The sequence below is a fragment of the Amycolatopsis sp. NPDC039088 genome, assembly GCF_055598845.1.
In genome coordinates, this window is record NZ_JBVKAE010000026.1 from 50,470 (window position 1) to 73,844 (window position 23,375).

Sequence of the window (23,375 nt, forward strand, 5' to 3'; positions counted from 1 at the left end):
GACCGCGGTGACGTGGCCGCGGGGAACGACCTCGTGGGTTTTGGTGGAGGTCGTTTAAGCTTGGCGGGGGTGTCGCCGTTTTCCGGCAATCGGGCTCTCGTGCTGGTGGCCATGAGTGGGAGGCCCGGCATCTTCGGCTGTCAGAGCCACACCGGCCGCACTAGCACTAGCCGCAGACCCTGAAAGTATTCACATCAGCTCCAGGCTGGAGACCAGGTGGGCTGTCGCCATTTTTCGGCGATGGGATTCCGGCCAGGTTTCTTGTAGAAGAGACCTGCCTGACCGCGAACCGGCACCTCTCCAACCGCCAAAGGCACGCCAGTCACCGCTGTCTGACAGGAACCCTGCCCGAGCCCTCGCCGCTGACCGACAATGGGGTGTACGTCAGTCGGGCAGGAACCGGCACGACTCCATGTGCGCCGGAGCCGTCGCCACTATCCGGCAACGAGATTCCTGCCCCTCGCGCTGCACAAAAACCTACCTGACCGCCAAACCGGCACCTCACCAACCGCCAAGTCACCGCCGCCTGACAGGAACCCAGCCGAAGCTGTCGCCGCTGACCGGCAATGGGGTGTACGTCAGTCAGCCGCGAACCGGCACGACTCCACGCGCACCGGAGCCGTCGCCATTACCCGGCAACGCGACTCCTGCCCCCGCGCTGCACAAAAGACCTACCTAGCCGCGAAACCGGCACCTGTCCAGCCGTCAAAGCCCGGCTCGAGCCGTCGCCGTTTCCCGGCAACGAGGCTCAGAACGGTGGCGGTTCCTCGCCGGGAGGGCTTGGCGTGCGGGGCTCATGCAGCGGTGGCGGTGTGCTGTCGTAGCTGTTGGCCGGTGGGGGTGGTGACGGTCAGCGTGCCGTCAGCCGCGAGGCGGTAGGTCCAGCCGGGTTCGTCTTTGAGCCGGTGATCACGACGGCAGAGGTCGACCAACTCATCGGCGGCGGTATGGCCACCGAACTGCCACGGCACCACATGATCCAGATCGCACGCCTGCGCGGGACGCCCGCACCCCGGTCTTCGACACTCACGATCCCGCACCCGCACAAACTCACCCAACCCCGCCGTAGGCCGATACCGATCCCGCCCCAAATCCAACACCTGCCCCGACAACGGATCAGTGATGATCCGCCGCAACACAGCATCCGGCCCCGTCGCGATCTGCCGCGCCAACCCCGCCGGGATATGCCCGTGTCCGGTCAGTTCGGCGGGATCGTTGTTGAGCCCGAGGTAGGTGAACAGGTCCATGTACAAGGACACCTCGGTACGTTCACTCGGGCCGCCCTGTCCGCCCAGCAGCAGATCGAGCGCGACATCGGCGCGGAGCTGATCCAACGTCCGGGTCTCCCCACTCTTCCGTAGGGCGCGGGCCTCACGATCGATCCGCCGGTAAGCGGCAGTGACCTTCTCCACCGGGCCGTCCTCGACCTCGATCGACGCCACCCCCGTCTCGCCCTGGCGCAGAGTGAGACGACGCCCTTCGCGATGGTGTGCGGTACGTTTGTCGGCGCCGTCACGGTCGACCGTGGTCGCCGCATGATTCGCCGCTTTCCGGATCTGATCGGCATTCCTGCCCGGTAACCGATCCTCCAACACGGCATCTGCGGCACGGGCGTTCTCATCGGAGAGCCAGGCAGTGGCGGCAGCGACCTTCATCGCACCGAAACCACACAACTTCCCCTGATCCAGCAAACCCAGAGTGCGCGGCAGGCGCGTGGCCAACGCCTCGGCGGTGGAGACCATCGCACCCGCGTGATTGTCCACAAGAGACAACTCGAACGCGACCTCCTGCACCACACTCCCCACACCCCCACGATGCCGACTCAACTGAGCCAACGCCCGAAACCGCACCGCCTCCAACCGCGCGATCCCCGCCGACGCCGCCCGCGCCACAGCGACGGAATCCTTGTCATCCAACGAATCCACGGAAGCATTGACCAACTCCAAGAGGTCGGGATCGGTGAGTTCTTCGAGAAGCGCCGCCGACGCGGCCGTGTAGGTATCCACGCCAAGAACCGTACAACCGGCCACCGACAGTTCCCGATCACACGAACACCGTGAGGCGTTACCGTTTTTCGGCAACGGGATCCGAATTCCTTGCCGCGCAGAAGAGGCAATCCCGGCATTCAGGGAAGGGAATCCTTGACGACGGCCGGGGTACCCCTGCTGCCGGTCATCTGCTCCAGCGCCCACGCCCGCCCGAACTCGGCCAACGCGGGCCCCGACCAGAAAGCGGAGATGCTGACCCCTTTCCACAGCAGCATCTTCGGCCCGTTCAGGGTGCCGTGACTGACCTGTACCTGGATCGCGCCCTCGGCCCAGGCGAAGACGAAGTGGGCGTACATGAACATCCACGCCTGCCTGCCCAGCAGATCCCGGACGAGCACCGGCCCTTCGGAGACATGGGGCGCCGTGTAGATGATCTGCTTCCGCCCATTCCGATAAGTGATTTCCTGCGCCGTTACCCCAGGCGGCAACACCGAAGGAAGATAGTCCATGATTCGAGACCCGTTCGCATCGAAAGCCCGCTACCCCGTGAACACGAAATTCAAGTTAGCGAGCACCCGGCGCTCGGGCAAGGAAAACGAAGCCCTGCCATTCCGACGGTCTACAAAGGCGCCGTTATTGCAACAACGCAACGCATTCGACGTGCTGAGTCATCGGGAACGCGTCAAACGCACGAAGATCACTGAGGCCATACCCGTGCTCCGCGAACAGTGCGATGTCGCGGGCCAGCGCCGCCGGGTCGCAGGCCACGTAGACGATCCGGTCCGGCGAACCCTCCACAATGGATTCGACGACGGCTTTGCCCGCGCCCTTGCGCGGCGGGTCGAGGACGACGACGTCGACGGGTTTCGGGGCGTCGGCCAGCAGATGCTCGACCCGGCCGGAGCGCCAGTGGACCTGCGGGAGATCGGCCAGGTTCTCCTCGCCGTCGGCGACGGCGCGGCGGCCGGATTCCACGGCCAGCACGCGTCCCCCGGTGCCGACCTGCTCGGCCAGCACCGAGGCGAACAGGCCGACGCCGGCGTACAGGTCCCATGCCACGCCGTCGCGCGGCGCTTCGGCCCATTCGGCGACGACGGCGGCGAGCGTGTCCGCGGCGGCCGGGTGGACCTGCCAGAAGCCGTGGGCGTCCAGCCGCCAGTCGCGGCCAGCGGCGTGCTGGACGGCGAGCCCGCCCGTCAGCTGCCGGGACCGGGTCTTGCCGTGAACCGTCGACAGGTCGCGAAGGTGGACCTTGCCTTCGCCGTCCTTGGTGACCTCGATTTCGGAGCCGGGCCGCCACTTCCGCGAGACCACGTCGTCGAGCGCGCCCGGGACGGTGATCGGGCAGTCGTCGATGGGGATCACGCGGTGGCTGTGGTTCGCCCGGAAGCCCGCGCGGCCGTCCTTGCCCGCCACGAGGCGGACGCGGCTGCGCCAGTCCAGCGGACCGCCCTCGAGCGCTTCGACGACGACCTCGCGCTCGATCCCGGCCAGCCGCTTCAGCTGCTCCGCGACCACCGTGGCCTTGAGTTCACGCTGGTAGCCGGGCGCGGCGTGCTGCCAGTCGCAGCCGCCGCACTCCCCCGGCGCCGCGAGCGGGCACGGCGGCTCCACGCGTTCGGGTGAAGCCTCCAGCACCTCGATCGCGTCGGCGCGGCAGAACGAGCCGCCCTTGTCGTCGGTGATCGAGGCCAATACCCGTTCGCCGGGCAGCGCGTGCCGCACGAACACGACCCGCCCCTCCGCCCGCGCGACGCAGTGCCCGCCGTGCGCGACCGCGCCGACCTCCAGCTCGATCGTCCGTCCGAGCCACGTACCGGTCGACGCGTCAACAGTCATTCTGCTTTGTCCTTAGTCTTTTCGGTCTTTTCGATCTGCTTGACCACGGGGGAGAATCCGCGCCGCACGTCGCCAGCCGCGGGGCGCGCCTTCCGGTCACGTTTGATCGCCTTTTCCGACGATTCGAGCTGCCACGGCACACTGGTCACCATGACACCGGGCTGGAACAGGAGCCGCCCCTTGAGCCGCAGCGCGCTCTGGTTGTGCAGGACCTGCTCCCACCAGTGCCCGACCACGTATTCGGGGATGAACACGGTCACCACGTTGCGCGGATTGTCGCCGCGGACGCGCTTCACGTAGTCCAGCACCGGTTTCGTGATTTCCCGATACGGCGATTCGATCACCTTCAGCGGCACTTTGAAATTGTGGTCGTCCCAGTCTTGGACGAGTTTGCGCGTTTCGAGGTCGTCGACGTTGACCGTGACGGCTTCGAGGACGTCGGGGCGCACGGCCTTGGCATAGGAAAGCGCGCGCAGGGTCGGCAGGTGCAGTTTCGAGATCAGCACGATCGCGTGGTTGCGGGAAGGCAGGACAGCCGGCTTCCGCTCCATCGCACGCAATTCCTCGGCGACCCGGTCGTAGTGCTTCCGGATCGCGGTCATCAGGATGTAGATGGCCACCATCGCCGCGATCGCGATCCAGGCGCCGAGCAGGAACTTCGTGATCAGCACGATGATCAGCACGGTGCCGGTCATGGTGAGGCCGATGGCGTTGACCGTTTGCGATCGGCGCATCCGCCGCCGCGCCGTGGGGTCGGTCTCCCTGGCCAGGAGTCGGTTCCAGTGCCGGAGCATGCCTGCCTGGCTGATCGTGAACGAGACGAACACGCCCACGATGTAGAGCTGGATGAGCTTCGTGACCTCGGCGTCGAAAGCGATGATCAGCACCAGCGCGAACGCCGCGAGGAACAGGATGCCGTTGGAGAAGGCCAGCCTGTCGCCGCGGGTGTGCAGCTGGCGCGGCAGGTAGCGGTCCTGGGCGAGGATCGAGCCCAGCACCGGGAAGCCGTTGAATGCGGTGTTCGCGGCCAGCAGCAGGATGATGCCGGTGGCGAAGGAGATGTAGTAGAACGCCGGCGTGAAGTCGGAGAACACCGCCTGCGCGATCTGCGCGACGATCGTCTTCTGCTCGTAGCCCGGCGGAGTGCCGGTGAGCTGCGTTTCCGGATGCTCGGCGAATTTGACGTCGGTGACGATCGCCAGCGTGATGATGCCGACCAGCATCGTCACCGCGAGCACGCCCATCATCAGCAGGGTGGTCGCCGCGTTCTTGGATTTCGGCTTCTGGAACGCCGGGACCCCGTTGCTGATCGCCTCGACCCCGGTCAGCGCCGCCGCGCCGGAGGAGAACGTCCGCAGCAGCAGGAAGAAGAACGCGAAACCGGTCAAGGAGGCTTCTTCGTGCAGTTCGAAGGAGGAGCTCTCGGCCCGCATGTCGGCACCGGAGGCCGTTTCGATCAGCCCCCAGATCACCATGCCGAGAATGCCGATGATGAACCCGTAGACCGGAATGGCGAAGGTTTTGCCCGATTCGCGCACTCCGCGAAGATTCAAGGCCGTCAGCACGACCACGATGACGACCGCGACGATCACCTTGTGCTGCGCGACCCACGGCACGGCCGAGCCGATGTTCGCCACCCCGGACGACGTCGACACCGCCACCGTGAGCACGTAATCGACCAGCAGCGCGCTGGCCACGGTGAGCCCGAATTTGCCACCGAGATTGGTATTGGCGACTTCGTAGTCGCCGCCGCCGCTGGGATAGGCGTGCACGTTCTGCCGGTAGGAGGCGACCACGACCAGCATGACGACCGCGACGGCGACCCCGATCCAGGGCGCGAAGGCGTACGCGGACAGACCGGCGACACTGAGGGTCAGAAAGATTTCCTCAGGCGCGTAGGCGACGCTCGACAACGCGTCGGACGCGAAAATCGGCAGCGCGATGCGCTTCGGCAGGAGCGTATGCGAGAGGCGGTCACTCCGGAATGGGCGTCCGAGGACGAGCCGCTTCAATACGGTCGGGAACTTCGACACCTCAAGAGAGTAACGGCGACGCGCAGCGTCTCCCTTGAGGGTGGCGGTGGGGAGGACGGTGAAGCTGACGAGCGATGCTCACGGTAGGTTCGGCGCTGGTGTGACCGGGTACCTGCGGACGGGTGAAACGTTCGCTGATTAAGGAGGCAGTGCGTGCACGTGGTGATCATGGGATGCGGCCGGGTCGGCGCATCTCTGGCCGCGGCGCTGGAGCGGCTGGGGCACGACGTCGCCATCATCGACAAGACCCAGCAGGCGTTCCGGCGGCTCGGCAGTGATTTCCACGGTCAGCAGGTGGTCGGCGTCGGATTCGACCGGCAGGTGCTGATCGAGGCCGGGATCGAACGCGCGGGTGCCTTCGCGGCGGTGTCCAGTGGCGACAACTCCAACATCATCTCGGCGCGGGTGGCCAGGGAGAACTTCGGCATCGACAAGGTCGTCGCCAGGATCTACGACCACAAGCGCGCGGCCGTCTACGAGCGGCTGGGCATCCCGACCGTGGCGACCGTCCCGTGGACGACCGACCGGTTCCTGCGCAACCTGCTGCCCGACGGCGTCGCCTCGGCGTGGCGTGACCCCTCCGGCAGCGTGGCGCTCCTGCAGCTACCGCTGCACGAGGGCTGGGTCGGGCGCAGCGTGCGCGAACTGCAGGACACGACCGGGGCACGGGTCGCGTTCATCATGCGGTTCGGCACCGGCGTGCTGCCCGACACCAAGGCCGTGATCCAGGCCGACGACGTCGTGTACGTCGCCGCGAAGTCGGGCACCGTCAGCGACGTGACCAGCGTCGCCGCTCGCGAACCGGAAGAGGAGAACTGATGCGGGTCGCGATTGCCGGGGCAGGCGCGGTGGGCCGGTCGATCGCCGCGGAGCTGATCGACGGACGCCACCAGGTGATGCTCATCGAGCGCGAGGCCGACCAGTTCGAGCCGCACACCGTCGAGCAGGCGGACTGGGTGCTCGGCGACGCGTGCGAGGTGTCGATCCTCGAGGAGTCCGGCATCGAGCAGTGCGACGTCGTGATCGCCGCGACCGGTGACGACAAGGCGAACCTGGTGGTCTCGCTGCTGGCGAAGACCGAGTTCGCGGTACGCCGGGTGGTGGCGCGGGTGAACAACCCGGCCAACGAATGGCTGTTCAACGACGCCTGGGGCGTCGACGTCGCAGTCTCGACACCGCGGATGCTCGCGGCGATGGTCGAGGAGGCGGTGAGCGTCGGCGATCTGGTGCGGCTGATGACCTTCCGGCAGAGCCAGGCGAACCTGGTCGAACTCACCCTTCCGGAGGAGACGCCGCTGGCGGGCAAGGCGGTCAGCGAGATCAACCTGCCGCGGGACGCGGCGCTGGTGACCATCCTGCGTGGTGACCGGGTGATCGTGCCGCAGCCGGAGGACCCGCTGGAGCCGGGTGACGAGCTGCTGTTCGTGGCGACCTCGGACGTGGAACCGGAGATCCGGACCGCCCTGGGGTACTGAGCGGACCTGTCACGGTCCCCTCAAGTGCTATGAAAGGTCCTTTCCTTGCAAAATTTGCAAGGAAAGGACCTTTCATAGCACGCGGGACTTGACGGGAAAGGCTAGTTCTCCACGCCGGGCGCCTGGGCGTACTTCTCCCGCAACCGCGCCTCGACCTCGGCGTCGGTCTCCTCGGGAGGCGTCTCCTCGCCCAGCGCCTTGAGGTGCTTCTCCGACCGCCGCACCGCCCAGACGACGGCGAGCAGGCCGAGCGCGTACAGCGGGTATCCCATCGCGATCTTCGCGAAGGCCAGCCAGCCGGTGTAGTCCTCGTCGTAGAGCCAGCGCTGCACGACGAACCGGGCGCCGAAGATCAGCGCCATGGCGGCGGTCGCGATCGAATAGGAGATCAGCGACTTCTTGTCCTTGCGCCAGGCGTGGCCGTTGCCGTTGAGCGCGTTCCACACCACGCCGGCGAGCGGCCAGCGGACGACGATCGACAGCACGAAGACGCCGCAGTAGACCAGGCTGGTCCAGATCCCGAACAGGAAGAAGCCCTTGGCCGAACCGGTCCGGTAGGCGATGAACGCCGCGATCGCCACGCCGAAGAAGCCGGAGATGGCGGGCTGCAGCGGCTCCTTCCGCACGATCCGGAGCACCGTGATGGCCACCGCGCTGCCGACGGCCGCCCAGATGCCGACGGTCAGGCCGAAGATCGCGTTCGCGATCACGAACACGATGACCGGCAACGAGGAGTAGAACAGCCCCGACAGCCCGCCCATCTGTTCCAACAGGGTGGGCTGGGGCTTCTTGTCCTCGTCCGGTTCCCCGGTCTTCTTCTGTTCGCCGCCGGCGGGTTCAGTCACGATACGGGATCAACTCACAGGGCTCTGAAGTTCGTAATAGGGGTTGTACAGCACCTTTTGACCATCACGTTCGGCCATCCGGCCGCGCACCTTGATGGTTCGCCCGGGTTCGATTCCGGCGATCCGGCGGCGTCCGAGCCAGATTAGCGTCACACCCTGCGTGCCGTCGAACAGCTCGGCCTGCAGTGTCGCGGCCTCGTTGGTCGGGCAGAGCTCCACGCTGCGGAGTCTGCCGAGCACCGTCACCTCTTCGCCCGAACGGCAGTCGCAGGCGCGCTGCGCCCCGCCCGCCACGGATTCTTCGGACAGATCGTCGGCGTCGAGATCATCGACGTCCCTGGTCAGCTTGCGAACCAACCGGCTGAAGTAGCCGCCGTCTTTGGCGGACATAACGGTGCTCCTGTGCTCCGGGGCCCCCGACTCGAACGGCCCGTGCGTATTCCAGCGTAACTGTGTTCAGCCAGGGAAACCGGTTTGGGAGAGGATCGCAACGTGACCTCCGCTATTCCGCCTACGACGGCAGTAGTGCTCCCCGGTACCGGGTCCGACGAAGTGTTCGTCCGCGACGTGTTCTCCGGCCCCCTGCGGGCCCTCGGCATCCGGTTGCTCGCCCCGCCGCCACCACCGGGAGACCGTCTCGCGGACGGCTATCTCGACGAGCTGGACCGGCTGGCCGACGCGCACGGACCGCTGCTGGTCGGCGGCATCTCGTTCGGCGCGCACCTGGCCGCGGAGTGGGCGGTCCGCGATTCCGGCCGCTGCACCGGCCTGCTGGCCGCTCTCCCGGCCTGGAACGGTCCGGCCGGGCGAGCACCCGCGTCGCTCGCCGCGCGGCTGTCAGCGGATCTGGTGGCCGAAAACGGGGTCGGCGGCGCGCTGGCGAAATCGTCCGACGGCGTCCCGGAGTGGCTTTCGGCGGAACTGGGCCGGGCGTGGCGACGGCACGGCGACGGACTCGCGGCGAGCCTGCGGACTGCTGCCTCCCGGGCGGCCCCGGAGCTCGACGACCTGAAAGGCCTCGACGTACCCGCCGGGATCGGCGCGTGCGTGGACGATCCGATCCATCCGGTGGCGGTCGCGCGGGCCTGGGCGGACGCCCTGCCGCGCGCCGAGGTCGGCGAGTCGACGCTCACCGCGCTCGGCGCGGACCGGGAATCCCTCGGCCGCGCGACCGTCCTGGCCTGGCTGAAGGCCGCCCGCGCCTATGTGTCGTGAGTGGTAATGACGGTTCTGGCCAACGGTGTTGTGGTTACCTACGGCGGGTGAGCCGGGTAGCGGTCGGTCCGTGAAGGACTCCTTGAGGGACTCTGGGTCCCTCAAGGAGTCCTTCACGGACACGGAACGCCATCACTAGCCCCAGCGGCACCACTAGTCACAACGGCGGCGCAAGCCCGCAGGCCACGCTTAGGTACCTAGGAGAGGGTTCGCTCTAACCGTCATTACCACTCACGACAGCTCAGCCCTGCTGCTCGGCGATGTGCTGCGCGACCGCGTCGGGCAGCGTGATGGTCAGCGGGGTGCGGACCGGCATCGGCGCGTCACCGCGGTCGACGATGGTGTGCCGCACGATCTCGCGCAGCACCGCGGGCGCCTGCGACGCCTGTGACTGCGGTCCGGCGATGACGCCGCGGAGCATCCAGCGCGGCCCGTCGACGCCGACGAAGCGCAGTGCCACGTCGCCGACGATCGCGGACAGTTCCAGTCCCCACTCCCCCATGCCGACCGAGACCTTGGCGCCGTCGGCCCGCAGCTGCTCGGTGAGCTCGGTGCTGACGTCCTTCCACAGGCCGCCCGACCGGGGTGCCGCGTAGCCGCTGACGGTGATCTGGCCCTGTTCGGTGACGACGTGCACCGCCCGGACACCGCCGCTGTCCGGGTCCATCTCGACCTGGACCTGGGAACCGTCGGGCACCGGGACCTTCACCGAGCCGAGGTCGATCCTCGGGATGCCGTCCTCGGGCGCGTCGGCGATGTCGAAGGGGCCGTCGGCGGTCTCCGACAGCTGCGGCTCGATCTCCTCCGCGCCGTCGTCGTCCCCGGGTCGTTCCTCGACCTCGGGCGCGGCGTGCCGTCCGCCGGGCTTCGCCCCGCGCTTGCGACCGAAAATCCCCACTAGTTCTCCGTTCCTTCCCTGGCTCCGGCTCCCAGTGTGGCGTGTCCGCCCGTGGAGCCATACCCTCCCTCGCCGCGCTCGGACGACTCGAGCTCGGCGACCTCGACGAACTCGGCCTGTTCGACCCGTTGCACGACCAGCTGCGCGATCCGGTCGCCGCGGGTGAGCACGACCTTCTCGGAGAGATCATGGTTGATCAGGCAGACGCGGATCTCACCGCGGTACCCGGAGTCGATCGTGCCGGGGGTGTTCACCACCGAGAGGCCGACCCGGGCCGCCAGGCCCGAGCGCGGGTGGACGAAGCCCGCGTACCCGGGTGGGAGGGCGATCGCGACCCCTGTCCCGACCACGCCGCGTTCGCCGGGCGCGAGGACGAGATCCGAGGTGGTGACGAGGTCGGCGCCCGCGTCGCCGGGGCGCGCGTAGGCGGGGAGGGGGACCGAAGGATCGATCCGGGAAAGCAGTACCTGAACGGTGGACACGGGCGGCGAGACTACCCTGAAGGCGTGGGTGAAAGCGTGAACACGGCCGAAGGCGGCGCCGTCAAGCATTCAGAGCGGCTCTACGTCCCGTGGTGGGGCTGGCCGTTACCGCTGCTGGGCGGCGGGCTGCTCGCGGCGGAGATCGACATGGGTTATCCCGGGCTCCGCGGCTGGCTGCCGTACGTGCTGCTGATCCCCGCGGTGATCGCGCTGATGATCTCGCTCGGCCGGTCCCGGGTGAAGGTCACCGGCGGAGACGAGCCGGAACTGTGGCTCCGCGACGCGCACCTGCCGCTGAAGTACGCGGGCGTCGTCGAGGTGATCGACAAGGAAGAGAAGCGGAAGGCACTCGGCCGCGACGCCGATCCGGCGGCCTTCGTGCTGCATCGGGGCTGGATCGGCCCGGTCGTGCGGGTCTGGCTCACCGATCCCGAAGACCCCACGCCGTACTGGCTGTTCAGCACCCGGCACCCGGAGAAGGTGGCCGAACTGCTCCGCCATCCCGTCAGCAGGTCCTGACGACTTGACAAAAGGGAAAGGGGGCCGGCCTCGCGGCCGGCCCCCTTATTCCTGTTTAGAACCCCGAAACCCCTGTCGCGCCGTCCCCTGTGCCCGTAGGCTCAGGCGCAGTCGCGGCAGATGAGCCGTCCGCCACTCTCCTCCGCCAGCCTGCTGCGGTGATGCACCAGGAAGCAGACGGAGCAGGTGAACTCGTCGGCCTGCTTGGGCACGACCTTGACGGTCAGGTCCTCCCCGGAAAGTCCGGAGAGGTCCGCGCCCGGCAGCTCGAAGTTTTCGGCGGTCGCGTCCTCGTCGACGTCCACGACGCCGGACTGGTTTTCGTTGCGCCGTGCCTTGAGCTCTTCCAACGAGTCTTCGGCCAGCTCGTCGGCTTCGCTGCGGCGCGGAGCGTCGTAGTCGGTCGCCATTTGTCCCTCACCCCTGCGATCAGCTTCGATGTCAGATGGCCCGGACCCGCGAGCGCGCGGCTCGTGAGTCCTTCGTGCCGCTGGTTAACGTCCCAGCGCCCCTGTTTGTGCCCGGCCCGGCAGTGAGCGAGGTCTCTCTTTTGCGCCTCTTACTGCCGCCTGAGCCCGCGAAGGGTAGCTCACGCCGATACCGGCTCTGCAACGAGTCAGACATTGCTGCGAATACGTCACCCAACAGGGGGAACCTGTTCTCGGGACGCTTGTCGTCCGAATGGGTTGCCCCCACATCGGGAACCTCACTCCTCGGGCCTGGTCGCTTGCCCGGAGTGGCCGTCGCGTGGTGCTATCCGGAGGCCCGCGCCGCTCGCCTTCGCCTCAACGCATAGGCTGATCGGACACGACGGTGAGATAAAGCACCGTCCGGGGATCCGGGCTTTGGGGAAGGGACTGGCAGGTGGCGTCGGGGAACGGCATCGGGGACCGCGGGGCGAAGCCGTATCGCAAGCGCAATCCGCTGCCCGCGCTCATCGTGATCGGGGTGCTGGCGCTCGGCGCGGTGATCGTCTGGGTGAACGTCGTGGCGAGCAACGCCGACATCGAGGCCAAGATCCGCTGCGATCCGCCGCCCGCCCCGCAACCGGGCGTCACCTACACGCCGCTGGCCCACAACGGGCTGGACGACCGCGCGCCGGTCCCCCCGGACAAGGTCGCCCTCCAGGTGCTCAACGGCTCCCAAATCCGCGGCCAGGGCGGCATCGTCACCAGCACGCTCAAGGAAATGGGCTTCACCCAGGCGCTCGAGCCGAGCACCGACCCGGCGTACGAGAAGGTCGAAGCCAAATGCCGCGGCCAGATCCGCTTCGGTGAGAACGGCGCGGCCGCGGCCCGCACGCTGAGCCTGGTGGTCCCGTGCGCCGAACTGGTCAAGGACAACCGCAAGGACGCTTCGGTCACGCTCACCACCGGCACCCTGTTGGGTGATATCCGCCCGAAGGCCGAGGCGCGCCAGGTCCTCGACCAGCTCACCCAGTGGTCGAAGGCGCAGCAGGGCAGCGGCGGCGGTGAACAGTCGGCGGGCGGCGGTGCCCCGGTGATCGACCAGGCCCTGCTGAAGGCCGCTCGCGAAGCCCCCTGCTGAACCTGTACTCAAGTGCCATGAAAGGTCCTTTCCTCGCAAATTTGCGAGGAAAGGACCTTTCATGGCGCGCGCAGGGGCTCAGATCACGCCCGCGCCCGAGTCGATCAGCGCCTGACGCAACGGAGCCGCGATCGACGGCGCCACCGCGAAGGTCGCGTCCGGTCCCAGCTCGGTGTCTTCCCCGGGCAGCGACACCTGGGCGCCCGCCTCGGCGGCGATGAGCGCGCCCGCGGCCCAGTCCCAGTGTCCGAGCCCGTGCTCGACGTAGGCGTCCAGCCAGCCCGCCGCGACCGCGCACAGGTCGAGCGAGGCGGCGCCGTTGCGCCGGACGTCCCGCACCCGCGTCGCCAGTCCGGCGACGAACCGGGCCTGTTTGGTGCGCCGTTCGACCTTGTAGGCGAATCCGGTGCCGACCAGGGTCAGATCGAGCCGCTCGGGGGCGTTGACCGACAGCCGCCGCCCGTCGAGGAACGCGCCCTGCCCGCGCGCGGCGGTCCAGCGGCGGCCGCTGACCGGCTCGACGACGGCCCCCGCCACCGAGACCCCGCCGACCTGCGCGGCCACCGACACCGCGAACCACGGCAGCCCGTAGAGGAAGTTCACCGTGCCGTCGATCGGGTCGACCACCCAGGTCACGCCGTCGCCGGCGATCCCGCCGCCCTCCTCGCCGAGCACGGCGTCATCGGGGCGCAGTTCGGCCAGCCGCGCGCGCACCAGCCGTTCCGACTCGTGGTCCACGGCGGTCACCACGTCGGTGTCGGCGGATTTGGTGTCCACCCGCACCTCGCGGCCCCCGTTCATCCCGGTCCAGGCCTCGTGGACCAGTTCGGCGGCCTCGCCCGCGACACGCTCGGCGACACTCTTCAGCAACGTCTCGTCAACTCCCACGTCCGCCATGTCACCACATCCGGTTAAAGTCTCCGAGGCAGGCTTCTGAATCGTGCGAGAAGGGACCACGTCCGTGGTGGAGGCGACCCGAGGTTTCGGTATCGACATCGGCGGCAGCGGGATCAAGGGCGCGCTGGTCGACTTGGCGGAGGGACAGCTGATCGGCGACCGGATCCGGTTCGACACGCCGAAGCCGTCGACGCCCGAGGCGGTGGCGGACGTCGTCGCCGAGATCACCGGCCAGGCCGGCTGGGACGGGCCCGTCGGGGTCACCCTGCCCGCGGTCGTCAAGAAGGGCGTCGCGCACACCGCGGCCAACATCGACCACAAGTGGATCGGCACCGACGCCGACGCGCTGTTCGCCAAACGCCTCGGCCGCGGCGTGGACGACATCGCGATGCTCAACGACGCCGACGCCGCGGGCATGGCGGAGATCCGCTGGGGCGACCCGATCGCGCGGCGCGGCGTGACGGCGCTGCTGACCTTCGGCACCGGCATCGGCAGCGCGGTCTTCCAGGACGGCAAGCTCGTGCCCAACACCGAGTTCGGCCACATCGAGGTCGACGGCTTCGACGCGGAGAAGAAGGCCGCGGCGTCGGTGAAGGACAACGAGGAACTGTCGTATCCCGAATGGGCGGAACGGGTGAACAGGTATCTCAGCGTGCTGGAAAACCTGATCTGGCCGGATCTGTTCATCGTCGGCGGCGGGGTCAGCAAGAAGTCGCACAAATGGGTCCCGTTGCTGGACATCCGGACCCCGGTCATCGTCGCGTCCTTGCAGAACAACGCGGGCATCGTCGGCGCGGCGGCGGCCGCCGCGGAGGGCATCGAGCACTGACGCGCCCGTGCTGACATCGACACCACGGATGTCACTTCGGCGGGTCGGACGGCGTGTCGCGCCCGCCGGGCGGTGATCCGCGCCGCGACGCTGTCACGTATCGTCGTTACAATGGAACACGGCCCCCGGCGGCGGCACTCACCAGAACGAGGGAAACCGCAGGCCGAGGGGTGTTCCCCGAAGTTTGAGGCAGCCGAGACCATCACGCCTCGGCTCGTCATGATCGACCGCTGCGAAAGGGCGTAAGTGGCAGCCGCAAGAACCGCAACCCGAAGCGGGACGAAGACAGCGACCGCAGCCGGCGAGCCGGCCGACGAGGCAGCCACCGGCGCGGCGAAGCCCGCGGCGCGCAAGACCGCCGCCAAGGCGGCCGGCGCGAAGAAGGCCCCGGCGAAGAAGGCTCCGGCCAAGAAACCCGCCACCAAGGGTGTCAAGACCGAAGACGGCGATCCGGAAGACGGTCCGGTAGAGCTCGACGAAGCCGACCTCGAGACCCCGGATCTGTCCGACCTGGAAGAGGTCGAGGTGGACGTCGTCGACGCGACGGTCACCGAAGACACCGAAGAGGACGCCGAGTCCGACGAGGACGCCGAAGAGACGCCCCCGCGGCGCCGCACGGTGGCCGACAAGAACGCCGGAAAGACCTCCGACAACCCGGATTTCGTCTGGGACGAGGAAGAGTCCGAGGCGCTGCGCCAGGCCCGTAAGGACGCCGAGCTCACCGCTTCGGCCGACTCGGTCCGCGCGTACCTCAAGCAGATCGGCAAGGTCGCCCTGCTGAACGCCGAGGAGGAGGTGGAGCTCGCCAAGCGCATCGAGGCCGGGCTCTACGCCGCCGAGCGCGTCCGCAACGCCGAAGAGGAGGGCGAGAAACTCGTCACCCAGATGCGGCGCGACCTCAAGTGGATCGTGCGTGACGGTGAGCGGGCGAAGAACCACCTCCTGGAGGCGAACCTCCGGCTCGTGGTCTCGCTGGCCAAGCGCTACACCGGCCGCGGCATGGCGTTCCTGGACCTGATCCAGGAGGGCAACCTCGGTCTGATCCGCGCGGTCGAGAAGTTCGACTACACCAAGGGCTACAAGTTCTCCACGTACGCCACCTGGTGGATCCGTCAGGCGATCACCCGCGCGATGGCCGACCAGGCCCGCACCATCCGTATCCCGGTGCACATGGTCGAGGTCATCAACAAACTCGGCCGTATACAGCGTGAGCTGTTGCAGGACCTCGGTCGCGAGCCCACCCCCGAAGAGCTCGCGAAGGAAATGGACATCTCCCCGGAGAAGGTCCTCGAGATCCAGCAGTACGCCCGCGAGCCGATCTCGCTCGACCAGACCATCGGCGACGAGGGCGACTCGCAGCTCGGTGACTTCATCGAGGACTCCGAGGCCGTCGTCGCGGTCGACGCGGTGTCGTTCACGCTGCTGCAGGACCAGCTCCAGTCGGTGTTGCAGACGCTGTCCGAACGTGAGGCGGGTGTGGTGCGGCTGCGGTTCGGCCTCACCGACGGACAGCCGCGCACGCTCGACGAGATCGGCCAGGTGTACGGGGTGACCCGTGAGCGCATCCGGCAGATCGAGTCGAAGACGATGTCGAAGCTGCGTCACCCGTCGCGTTCGCAGGTGCTGCGCGACTACCTGGACTGATCCCAGGCTCACGGAAGACCCCGTCACCGTTTCGGTGGCGGGGTTTTTCGCGTCCGGTGTCGAATCGGGGCCCGCTCGTTCGACGCGTGGATATGACGACGAACCCGATCGCGACCAAGAACCTCGACCGCTACGGCTCCGCGGAGCTGCCCTGGAGCCGTCCTCGCGACATCCTCGCCGAAGACACACCCACGGCCGACCTGACTTTTTTCGTGTCGACCGTGCGGCCCGACGGACGGCCGCACTCCGCGGGCGTCGGCGCCGTCTGGGTGGACGACACCCTGTACTTCAAGGGCGGACCCGGCACCCGGCGCTCCCGCAACCTCGCGGCGAACCCGGCCTGCGGTGTTTCGGTGCGCCTGCGAGGAATCGACCTCACGCTGGAAGGCGAAGCCCATCGGGTCACCGATCCGGCGACACTGGAGCGGGTGGCCGCCGTGTACCGGGCCGGTGGCTGGCCCGCCACGGCGGAAGGCGACGCGCTGACCGCGCCCTACAGCGCGCCCAGCGCGGGCCCGCCGCCCTGGCACCTGTACCGGCTCACCCTCCACCGCGCCATCGGCGTGGCAGGCGCCGAACCGTACGGCGCCACGCGCTGGGATTTCGCCAGGTGACCGTCGCGTTTAGTCCTCTGAATGCGGTAGTTGCGTGCGCAAGGATCGCATTCAGAGGACGAAACGCGGGCTCTCAGGGGCGGCCGGTCAGGGTCGTCCACGGGACGTACACGGTGACCCGCTCCCGGAGTTGTTCGTTCATCAGCCACAGCTCCCCCGTCGCCGGCCAGTACGACAGGTTCTGCGAGTTCACCGGCGCCTTGCCGCTGAGCCTCGACGTCGACGTGCCGCCGACCCCGCCGTGCAGACAGGACGGATGGTCACCGGCCACCCCGGCGTATTCCGGGCAGGTCCCGGTCAGCACGAAATATCCGTTGCGTGACACCGCTCCCTGCATGCTCCACACCGGCGACACGAACCCTTCCTTCGCGTGCACGGTGCCGTCGTCCGACAGCTTGGGCAGCCCCGTCGCGCGGTCGAACGGCCAGCGCAGCACCCGGCCGCCGGCGGCGTTGGGCACGTGTTCCGCGGTCACGATCGAGCCGTCGCTGTGGTCGAAGGACATCGTCGCGAGACACGGCCGCACCCCGGGTGCCCCGGTGCAGGTTCCGCCGCCGGGGTACCAGTAGGCGCCGATCTGCGGCATCGCGTAGTCGTAGAACGCCGCGTGGTACTTGCCGTCCGAGCCCTTCCCGACGACGCCGGAGCTGTCGTCGACCTTCCAGAAGTGCGTCGTGTCGAAGACGCGCACCACTCCCCCGGTGGTCGCGACGAACAGGCGGTTCCCGATCCAGGTCATCCCGTGCCCGTGTCCCTGCACGACGGCGAAGTTGTCGTTCGACGTCGGTTCGACGAGCAGCACGTGCCGGTAGCCGAGCCCAGTCGCGTCCACAAAGGACAGACGGACCATCGTGTCGCCCGGGGTGTGCCAGGAGGCCGCCACGACCCGTTTGCCGCCGACCTTCCCGGTCGCCGCGTCGGCGTCGCCGGAGCCGGTCAGGCCCTGCGGGATCCAGTCGTTCGTCTTGTCGTCTCCCGCGTCTTCCCAGCAGAATCCCGCCGGTTTCAGCGCCGTCGCGAGATATGTGCCGTGGCACAACGGCCGCGCGGTCCGGTTCGCCGACGACAGGATCTCCGGCAGGCCACGCGCCGGGAGCTGGCGCTCCAGTGCGGCGATCCGCGCGCCGTAGACGTCGAAGCTCGAACCGGGCGTCCAGCGAAAGCCGTCGACCGTGGCCGCGTCCATCCGCGGGAAAGCGGCCGCGGCGGAGGCGATCCCGGGAACGAGCGCGAACACCAGCAAGAGTGAAGCGAGCAGTCCCAACCTCTTCATGACCGCGAGCATCCCGGCCCCGCGCATACTTTCGATACAAACGCTTCAGGACACCGAAAGTCCGCGCTCGGCCAAGGATTCCTCGACGCGCAGCCGTTCGATCCCTCGGTCGAACCCTTCCGGCAGCTCGTCCAGCCGGTGGTCGACCTCGACCTCCCGGCAGGCCTGGACGAGCAGCGCGTCGTACGCCTGCCGGGTGCCGTACCGGCGGACGGCCGAAGCACCGGGTGGGAGCTCCGCCAGCAGCCGGTGCACCCGGCGGAGATCGGCGGCGAGTTTTTCGATGGGCGGGCCCGCGGGGATGTCCGGTTCGCGGTGACGGCGCCACCGGCGCACCGCCTCGGGGACCCGCAGCGCGCACCAGAAAAGAGCCGACGGCGCCACGGCGACAACGGCGTACAGCGCGACAGGCACGGTGGCCATGACCCATGGTAATCCCGCTCGGCGGGGTCGGAGAAGCCGTGAACCCGGCTATATTCGCGACTGTGTTGACCGAGAAGCTGACCGAGGGCTACCGCTATCCGGACACCGGCGACCACGTTACCGGCATGTTCATCCGACGGCACGAACCCTACGACGGCTACTGGGCGGCCAGCGAGGAGCGCGCGCTCGGCAAGGTCGCCGAGCGGCTCACCGCCACCCTCGGTGCGCGAGCCGGGATCAAGGCGCTCGACGCCGGGTGTGGGGAAGGCAGGCTTCTTCACTGGCTCGCCCGGTTCTCCGCCGAGGTCACGGCCGCAGATCCCGACCGGGACAGGCTGGCGAAGGCGAGCGAGACCGTCGTCGAGGACACCCGGCTCTCCTTCGTCGCTTCGCCGATCACCGAGCTGGACGGCGGCCCGTACGACCTCGTCGTCTGCAGTCACGTCATCCAGCACGTGCCGACTTCGCAGGTCGCGCCCATCCTGCGACGGCTGGCCGAGCTCACCGCGCCCGGCGGCGCTCTGGTGCTGGCCTACAGCCGCGCACCGATCGGACGTGGCGCCTTCAGCCTGGACAGTGTCGAAGGCGGCGAGGTCCGCTCACGCCGGATCGGCCGCGAAGAATTCGACAAGGCGCTACGCGACGGCGACGGCCCGGCGCTCCCGGTCCGCCATCTCGACCCGGCGGAGGTCGCCGCCGACGCCGCCGAAGCGGGCTGGCGCACCGACTGGGAATGGACCTACCACGTCCTCGACGACCTCGGTCCCGCCGACGACCACATCGACCGCGACGAACTGGTCAACGCCTCCGGCCCGCTGCGCCGTCACCTCGGCCGGGATCTGATCACCGTGCTGCGCCGCGAACCCGCATGACGGCGGTGCTCCTCACCTACGCCTGGGCGGTCCCGCTGTCCGAGCGCGAGGCGGGGAAGGTACTGGACGGCGGCCGGGATCGCGGTCTGCTGACCCATCTCGACGGGAAACTCGGCGAGGAATGGACCGCCGCGGAGGACTTCCTCACCACGTACACGACTCCGCCGAAACGCCGCGTGCTGCGCAAACGCACCGGTGGCTCCCGGCTGTCGATCCACGTCGGCGCGGCCAGCCTGCCCTGCGAGCTCATCGTCACCTGGCACCCCGCCTATCACGCGATGACGCTGATCCTCGCCACCACGATCACCGGACCGGAGCCAGAGCCGCCCGCCGCCGGCTTCGATCTCGCCATCGCCGTCCTGCAGAGCCTTCAGGGCCGTGAGGCGACGAACGGGGAGAACGGGCTGCGCGGCGGCTACGGCGAGAAGTCGTTCCCCTCGCTCCTCAAGGCCGTCACCCATATCTTCGAGGACCTGACCAGGGGCTGCGGCCTGACCGAAGGGCTCGGCCGCAAGGGCTGGTGCGTCGAATTGCGGTCCCACGACGGACATCCGCCCGCGCAGCGGGTCGCGGCCGATCCCCGGCCGTTCTACGGGCTGGCGACCAGCGACGAGGGCTGGCGGTTCGTACCCCGCGAGGTCGCCAGGGAAGCGCTCGGCCCCTCCTGGGGCACGCGGTCCTTCGTCTCCGCGTACACGATGGCGGGCGGGATCGTCTGCCTCAACAGCAAGGATTCCGACTACGTCGAGCAGCAGGACGAGCTGATGCGCGGCCCGTTCGGCGCGGTCGAACCGTACTTCGGCATCGACAGCGACGTCGGCGGCCTCGACCACGGCATGCTCTTCATCCTCGAACGGGTCCTGATCCGGATGGCGCTGGCCGACCAGTGGCTGCGCACCGCCCAGCGCGAGATGCGGGCGCTGACGGCGAAGAAGAAGGCCGCGAACCGCACCCGGCTGCTCCGGGGCTCGCTCGACGACATCCTCGAGATGCTGCACTCGGTGCTCCCGCCCGAGATCGATTCGCTAGAACGCCGTCTGGTCACCAGCATGGGGGTGGAGCGGATCATCGCCCAGCTCGACCGCCAGGCCGAGGCGATGGACGAGGAGACCCGCTACGCCTACGAGAACACGGTGAGCGCGCGGGTCACGCGGCTCACCGTGGTGACCATCGTGCTGACGGTCGTCACCCTCGTCCTCGGTGTCCTGCAGGTACTCGTCTCAGTTTGAGCCGCTGCCGCGGCACTGTTTGCGGCCCCGCTCGGCGAACAGCACCCCCACGCCCACCGCCACCATCAGCGCGCTCGCCACGATGTGCATACCCGGCGGGAGCAGGTGGAGCTGCACGAACCAGCTCGGGTCGCCGCCGTCGAGCAGCCGGTTGATCAGCCCTCCCGCGCCCTGCACCAGCAGCAGGATCCCTAGTAGTTCGATCATCGTCACGCCCCTTCCGAAACCCGGTCGTCCTTGGGTGAGAACTGCTGCCACAAGGGGCCGGTAGCGAACCAGATGGCCGTCACGACCCCCAACCGCGGCAGCCAGCTCCACAGCTGCGCGACCTGCTCGGTGTCGCCGATCATGAAGATCAGCGCCAGCAGCACGACGGCGGCGATCCCGCAGGCCAGCACGCATTTACCCCATTCACGCCATTCGGCGCGGACCTTCATCCGCCCCTTCGGCTTGGGCGGTGGTGGCGGGCCGCCCGCGAACCGGTGCGCGAACCGCACGTCGGCCCATCGGATCATCGAAGGCCCGAACACCACGCTGAAGCCGAGATAAACCGCGGCGAGGCCGTGCACGAAGTTCGCCTTGCCGCCACCCTGGAGGTCGAGCACCGTCGCGACCAGCACCACGATGTCGATCACCGGGGTGAGGGCCAGCAGGACGGTGCTCGTCCGCTTGAGCCGGAGCAGGTAGCGGGCCAGCAGGCCGGCGCCGATGGCGACCCAGAAACCGATCTCCCCGGCGGCGATCACCGCCGCCATCGGATTCTCCGCGAAGAAGTCCCAGATCTTGTTCACGCTTCGAGCTTCGCCCACGGTGGTGGTCCGGCGCGTCGGCGAAGGGCAGGAGATCATCGTCATCAGTTCGTAGGACCCCGCCGCCCGTCCCGATGTGCTGGGATGGAGCGGTGCCCACGTTAGTCCCGCGCCTGAGTCACCTTCCGCGGTGGAAGCAGGACCTCGTTATCGCGCTCGGCACCTGGCTCATCGGCGTCCTGGTCTACCTCAGCGGGATGCAGGTACTGCTCAACGGCCCGGACACGACACCACTGTGGATCCGGCTGACCGAACTGACCGTGCTGTGCGCGCTGGAGATGCTGCGCCGCAAGGTCCCGTTGGCGCTGCTCTGCGCGCTGGTCGTGGTCGCCGTGGACGTGGCGATCGGTCCCTCCCTGCCGATCCTCGTCGTCTTCACCGATTTCCTCTACGCCACGACGCTCTACGGTTCGCGGCGGGCCAGCAGGGCGATGATCGGCATCGCCGCGATCGGGACGCTCGCGGTGGTGTGCCTGGCGCTCGTCCTGTCTTCGCAGTGGCGGACGGGGATCCTGGTGGCGTTCGCGTTCCTGCCGTTCCTCGTCACCCCGGTGTGGTGGGCGGCGAACGTGCGGCAACAGCGGGACATCGCCGACAACGAACGGGCGAACGCGGTCCAGCTGGCCACGATCGGCGAACTGGACCGGAAGGCCGCCGTCGCCGGGGAACGCTCGAAGATGGCGCGGGATCTGCACGACGTCATCGCCGGGCATCTTTCGGCGATCGCGCTCCAGTCCGAAGCCGCGTTGTCGATGGCGGACGCCGACCCGCGGCTGTCCAGGAAGGTCCTGAAATCGGTGCGGGAGAACAGTGTGAGCGCGCTGGAGGAGATGCGCGCGATGATCGGGCTGTTGAGGGAGGACCCCGCTTCGGGGAACACCGAGATCGAGGCGACCGCGCCCGCCCGGCTGGCCGAACTGTCCAAATTGGTCGAATCGGCAAGGGCCAGCGGACTGGTGGTCGAAGTCCATTCCACTGTGGATGGAGCCGCGCCGCTCCCGGCCGCCGTCGACCTGACGGCATACCGGATCGCGCAGGAAGCGCTCACCAATGCGGTGAAACACGCCCCCGGCGGCAAGGCCGTTCTCGACATCCGCTCGGGCGGCGGCATACTCACCGTCGAAGTACGCAATGATCTTCAGTCGGGTCACCCCGAAGACGGCGGGACCGGACTCGGCCTGCTGAACATGCGGGAACGTGCCGCCGCGGTGGGCGGCACCCTCGCCGCCGGGCCGTCCGGCGGCGGCTGGCTGGTCCGCGCCGAACTGCCTCTGGAGGGGTCATGACCATCAAGGTGCTCGTCGCCGACGACCACGGCGCGATCCGGGCGGGGCTGATGATGATCCTCGGCAACGCCGAAGGCATCGAGGTCGTCGGCGAGGCCGCGGACGGTGCCACCGCCGTCCGCCAGGCGAAGGCCCTGAAGCCCGACGTCGTGCTCATGGACGTCCGGATGCCCGGCGTCGACGGCATCGCGGCCACGCGGGAACTGACCGCGGAAGGGCTGTGCGAAGTCCTGGTGCTGACCACTTTCGACCTCGACGAGTACGTCCACGCCGCGCTGCGGGCAGGCGCGGCCGGGTTCCTGCTGAAATCGGTGGAAGCGTCGCGGCTGATCGAAGCGGTGAAACTGGTCGCGGCGGGCGAAGGGGTGCTCGCCCCACAGGTCACCCGGAAGCTGATCGCCGCGTTCGCCGAAGGGACCCGCGAACCGTCCAGTGCCCCCGACGGGCTCGCCGACCTGACCGAACGCGAGCGTGAGGTGCTGGCATGCCTGGGCGGTGGCCTGTCCAACGCGCAGATCGGCACCCGGCTGCACATCGGCGAGACCACGGTGAAGACGCACGTTTCGCGCGTACTGACGAAGCTGGAACTGCGGTCGCGGGTACAGGCGGCAATCCTCGCGCAGGAGAACGGCGTCACCCTGGAGGGTTGATCTCCAC

General features: G+C 68.4%; 25 protein-coding genes and 1 pseudogene. 12 read left to right on the plus strand and 14 right to left on the minus strand.

From position 1 onward, the window contains the following. Positions 1–748: 748 nt before the first annotated feature. The 4 genes and pseudogenes from ACZ7KI_RS29330 to ACZ7KI_RS29345 all read right to left on the minus strand — a co-directional run bounded on the left by ACZ7KI_RS29330 (position 749) and on the right by ACZ7KI_RS29345 (position 5,860). A pseudogene (locus ACZ7KI_RS29330) lies at positions 749–1,946 on the minus strand (HNH endonuclease signature motif containing protein). A 179-nt stretch (positions 1,947–2,125) separates the two neighbouring features. Next, entirely contained in the window at positions 2,126–2,497 is a 372-nt protein-coding gene (locus tag ACZ7KI_RS29335) for a hypothetical protein (RefSeq protein WP_470276287.1), read from the minus strand. Positions 2,498–2,621: 124 nt separating this feature from the next. Continuing rightward, on the minus strand, positions 2,622–3,827 hold the full coding sequence (locus tag ACZ7KI_RS29340; protein WP_470276288.1) for a class I SAM-dependent RNA methyltransferase: 1,206 nt from the start codon (positions 3,825–3,827) through the stop codon (positions 2,622–2,624). After that, complete coding sequence (locus tag ACZ7KI_RS29345; RefSeq protein WP_470276289.1) at positions 3,824–5,860, minus strand: APC family permease; 2,037 nt, start codon at positions 5,858–5,860, stop codon at positions 3,824–3,826. Before ACZ7KI_RS29345 ends, ACZ7KI_RS29340 begins: the two co-directional genes overlap by 4 nt. 153 nt (positions 5,861–6,013) lie before the next feature. Here ACZ7KI_RS29345 and ACZ7KI_RS29350 point away from each other — a divergent pair, with 153 nt between their 5' ends. Together ACZ7KI_RS29350 and ACZ7KI_RS29355 are read left to right on the plus strand one after the other, a co-directional pair. Next, positions 6,014–6,679 (plus strand): potassium channel family protein, encoded by a 666-nt coding sequence (locus ACZ7KI_RS29350; protein ID WP_470276290.1) that lies wholly within the window; start codon positions 6,014–6,016, stop codon positions 6,677–6,679. Then, a complete protein-coding gene (locus ACZ7KI_RS29355; RefSeq protein WP_007033567.1) occupies positions 6,679–7,335 on the plus strand; it encodes a potassium channel family protein in 657 nt (218 codons plus the stop codon). Before ACZ7KI_RS29350 ends, ACZ7KI_RS29355 begins: the two co-directional genes overlap by 1 nt. A gap of 101 nt (positions 7,336–7,436) precedes the next feature. Here ACZ7KI_RS29355 and ACZ7KI_RS29360 read toward each other — a convergent pair whose 3' ends face one another. After that, positions 7,437–8,180 (minus strand): DUF3159 domain-containing protein, encoded by a 744-nt coding sequence (locus ACZ7KI_RS29360; RefSeq protein WP_470276291.1) that lies wholly within the window; start codon positions 8,178–8,180, stop codon positions 7,437–7,439. A 9-nt stretch (positions 8,181–8,189) separates the two neighbouring features. Further along, complete coding sequence (locus ACZ7KI_RS29365; RefSeq protein WP_470276292.1) at positions 8,190–8,570, minus strand: OB-fold nucleic acid binding domain-containing protein; 381 nt, start codon at positions 8,568–8,570, stop codon at positions 8,190–8,192. Between the two features lie 102 nt (positions 8,571–8,672). Here ACZ7KI_RS29365 and ACZ7KI_RS29370 point away from each other — a divergent pair, with 102 nt between their 5' ends. Beyond that, positions 8,673–9,395, plus strand: coding sequence for an alpha/beta fold hydrolase (locus ACZ7KI_RS29370; protein WP_470276293.1), 723 nt, complete (start codon positions 8,673–8,675; stop codon positions 9,393–9,395). Positions 9,396–9,636: 241 nt separating this feature from the next. Here the strand turns inward: ACZ7KI_RS29370 and ACZ7KI_RS29375 are convergent, their stop codons facing one another. After that, positions 9,637–10,293 (minus strand): DUF3710 domain-containing protein, encoded by a 657-nt coding sequence (locus ACZ7KI_RS29375; protein WP_470276294.1) that lies wholly within the window; start codon positions 10,291–10,293, stop codon positions 9,637–9,639. Further along, the gene (gene dut, locus ACZ7KI_RS29380; RefSeq protein ID WP_026467910.1) at positions 10,293–10,775 is read right to left on the minus strand and encodes a dUTP diphosphatase; all 483 of its coding nucleotides are present in this window, start codon (positions 10,773–10,775) and stop codon (positions 10,293–10,295) included. Before dut ends, ACZ7KI_RS29375 begins: the two co-directional genes overlap by 1 nt. Positions 10,776–10,799: 24 nt before the next feature. Between dut and ACZ7KI_RS29385 the strand changes: the two genes are divergently transcribed. Then, the gene (locus tag ACZ7KI_RS29385) at positions 10,800–11,294 is read left to right on the plus strand and encodes a DUF3093 domain-containing protein (RefSeq protein ID WP_470276295.1); all 495 of its coding nucleotides are present in this window, start codon (positions 10,800–10,802) and stop codon (positions 11,292–11,294) included. 101 nt (positions 11,295–11,395) lie between these two features. On the opposite strand, the gene ACZ7KI_RS29390 is transcribed toward ACZ7KI_RS29385, so the two are convergent. Then, positions 11,396–11,704: a DUF4193 domain-containing protein gene (locus ACZ7KI_RS29390; RefSeq protein WP_005164528.1), complete on the minus strand. Its 309-nt coding sequence runs from the start codon at positions 11,702–11,704 to the stop codon at positions 11,396–11,398. 454 nt (positions 11,705–12,158) lie between these two features. Between ACZ7KI_RS29390 and cei the strand changes: the two genes are divergently transcribed. Then, positions 12,159–12,842 (plus strand): envelope integrity protein Cei, encoded by a 684-nt coding sequence (cei, locus tag ACZ7KI_RS29395; protein WP_470276296.1) that lies wholly within the window; start codon positions 12,159–12,161, stop codon positions 12,840–12,842. Between the two features lie 78 nt (positions 12,843–12,920). Here the strand turns inward: cei and ACZ7KI_RS29400 are convergent, their stop codons facing one another. Further along, positions 12,921–13,739 carry an inositol monophosphatase family protein gene (locus tag ACZ7KI_RS29400; RefSeq protein WP_470276297.1) on the minus strand — a complete coding sequence of 273 codons (819 nt, stop codon included), beginning with the start codon at positions 13,737–13,739 and terminating at the stop codon, positions 12,921–12,923. A 67-nt stretch (positions 13,740–13,806) separates the two neighbouring features. Between ACZ7KI_RS29400 and ppgK the strand changes: the two genes are divergently transcribed. The 3 genes from ppgK to ACZ7KI_RS29415 all read left to right on the plus strand — a co-directional run bounded on the left by ppgK (position 13,807) and on the right by ACZ7KI_RS29415 (position 16,826). Next, positions 13,807–14,568, plus strand: coding sequence for a polyphosphate--glucose phosphotransferase (gene ppgK / locus ACZ7KI_RS29405; protein WP_470276369.1), 762 nt, complete (start codon positions 13,807–13,809; stop codon positions 14,566–14,568). 246 nt (positions 14,569–14,814) lie between these two features. Further along, on the plus strand, positions 14,815–16,212 hold the full coding sequence (locus ACZ7KI_RS29410; protein ID WP_470276298.1) for an RNA polymerase sigma factor: 1,398 nt from the start codon (positions 14,815–14,817) through the stop codon (positions 16,210–16,212). A 92-nt stretch (positions 16,213–16,304) separates the two neighbouring features. Beyond that, entirely contained in the window at positions 16,305–16,826 is a 522-nt protein-coding gene (locus ACZ7KI_RS29415; protein WP_470276299.1) for a pyridoxamine 5'-phosphate oxidase family protein, read from the plus strand. A 73-nt stretch (positions 16,827–16,899) separates the two neighbouring features. Here the strand turns inward: ACZ7KI_RS29415 and ACZ7KI_RS29420 are convergent, their stop codons facing one another. Next, on the minus strand, positions 16,900–18,099 hold the full coding sequence (locus ACZ7KI_RS29420) for a hypothetical protein (protein WP_470276300.1): 1,200 nt from the start codon (positions 18,097–18,099) through the stop codon (positions 16,900–16,902). Positions 18,100–18,144: 45 nt separating this feature from the next. Beyond that, on the minus strand, positions 18,145–18,522 hold the full coding sequence (locus tag ACZ7KI_RS29425; RefSeq protein WP_470276301.1) for a hypothetical protein: 378 nt from the start codon (positions 18,520–18,522) through the stop codon (positions 18,145–18,147). 62 nt (positions 18,523–18,584) lie between these two features. Here ACZ7KI_RS29425 and ACZ7KI_RS29430 point away from each other — a divergent pair, with 62 nt between their 5' ends. Next, the gene (locus ACZ7KI_RS29430; protein ID WP_470276302.1) at positions 18,585–19,394 is read left to right on the plus strand and encodes a class I SAM-dependent methyltransferase; all 810 of its coding nucleotides are present in this window, start codon (positions 18,585–18,587) and stop codon (positions 19,392–19,394) included. Further along, positions 19,391–20,623, plus strand: a complete 1,233-nt coding sequence (locus ACZ7KI_RS29435; RefSeq protein ID WP_470276303.1) for a hypothetical protein — start codon at positions 19,391–19,393, stop codon at positions 20,621–20,623. The genes ACZ7KI_RS29430 and ACZ7KI_RS29435 overlap by 4 nt, the downstream gene beginning before the upstream one ends. On the opposite strand, the gene ACZ7KI_RS29440 is transcribed toward ACZ7KI_RS29435, so the two are convergent. Further along, complete coding sequence (locus ACZ7KI_RS29440; protein WP_470276304.1) at positions 20,615–20,830, minus strand: hypothetical protein; 216 nt, start codon at positions 20,828–20,830, stop codon at positions 20,615–20,617. The genes ACZ7KI_RS29435 and ACZ7KI_RS29440 overlap by 9 nt on opposite strands. A 2-nt stretch (positions 20,831–20,832) precedes the next feature. Continuing rightward, complete coding sequence (locus ACZ7KI_RS29445) at positions 20,833–21,414, minus strand: hypothetical protein (RefSeq protein WP_470276305.1); 582 nt, start codon at positions 21,412–21,414, stop codon at positions 20,833–20,835. 110 nt (positions 21,415–21,524) lie between these two features. On the opposite strand from ACZ7KI_RS29445, the gene ACZ7KI_RS29450 reads away from it, so the two are divergent. Both ACZ7KI_RS29450 and ACZ7KI_RS29455 read left to right on the plus strand, forming a co-directional pair. Further along, positions 21,525–22,718, plus strand: a complete 1,194-nt coding sequence (locus ACZ7KI_RS29450; protein ID WP_470276306.1) for a sensor histidine kinase — start codon at positions 21,525–21,527, stop codon at positions 22,716–22,718. Beyond that, on the plus strand, positions 22,715–23,368 hold the full coding sequence (locus ACZ7KI_RS29455) for a response regulator (protein WP_470276307.1): 654 nt from the start codon (positions 22,715–22,717) through the stop codon (positions 23,366–23,368). Before ACZ7KI_RS29450 ends, ACZ7KI_RS29455 begins: the two co-directional genes overlap by 4 nt. Positions 23,369–23,375 lie beyond the last annotated feature (7 nt).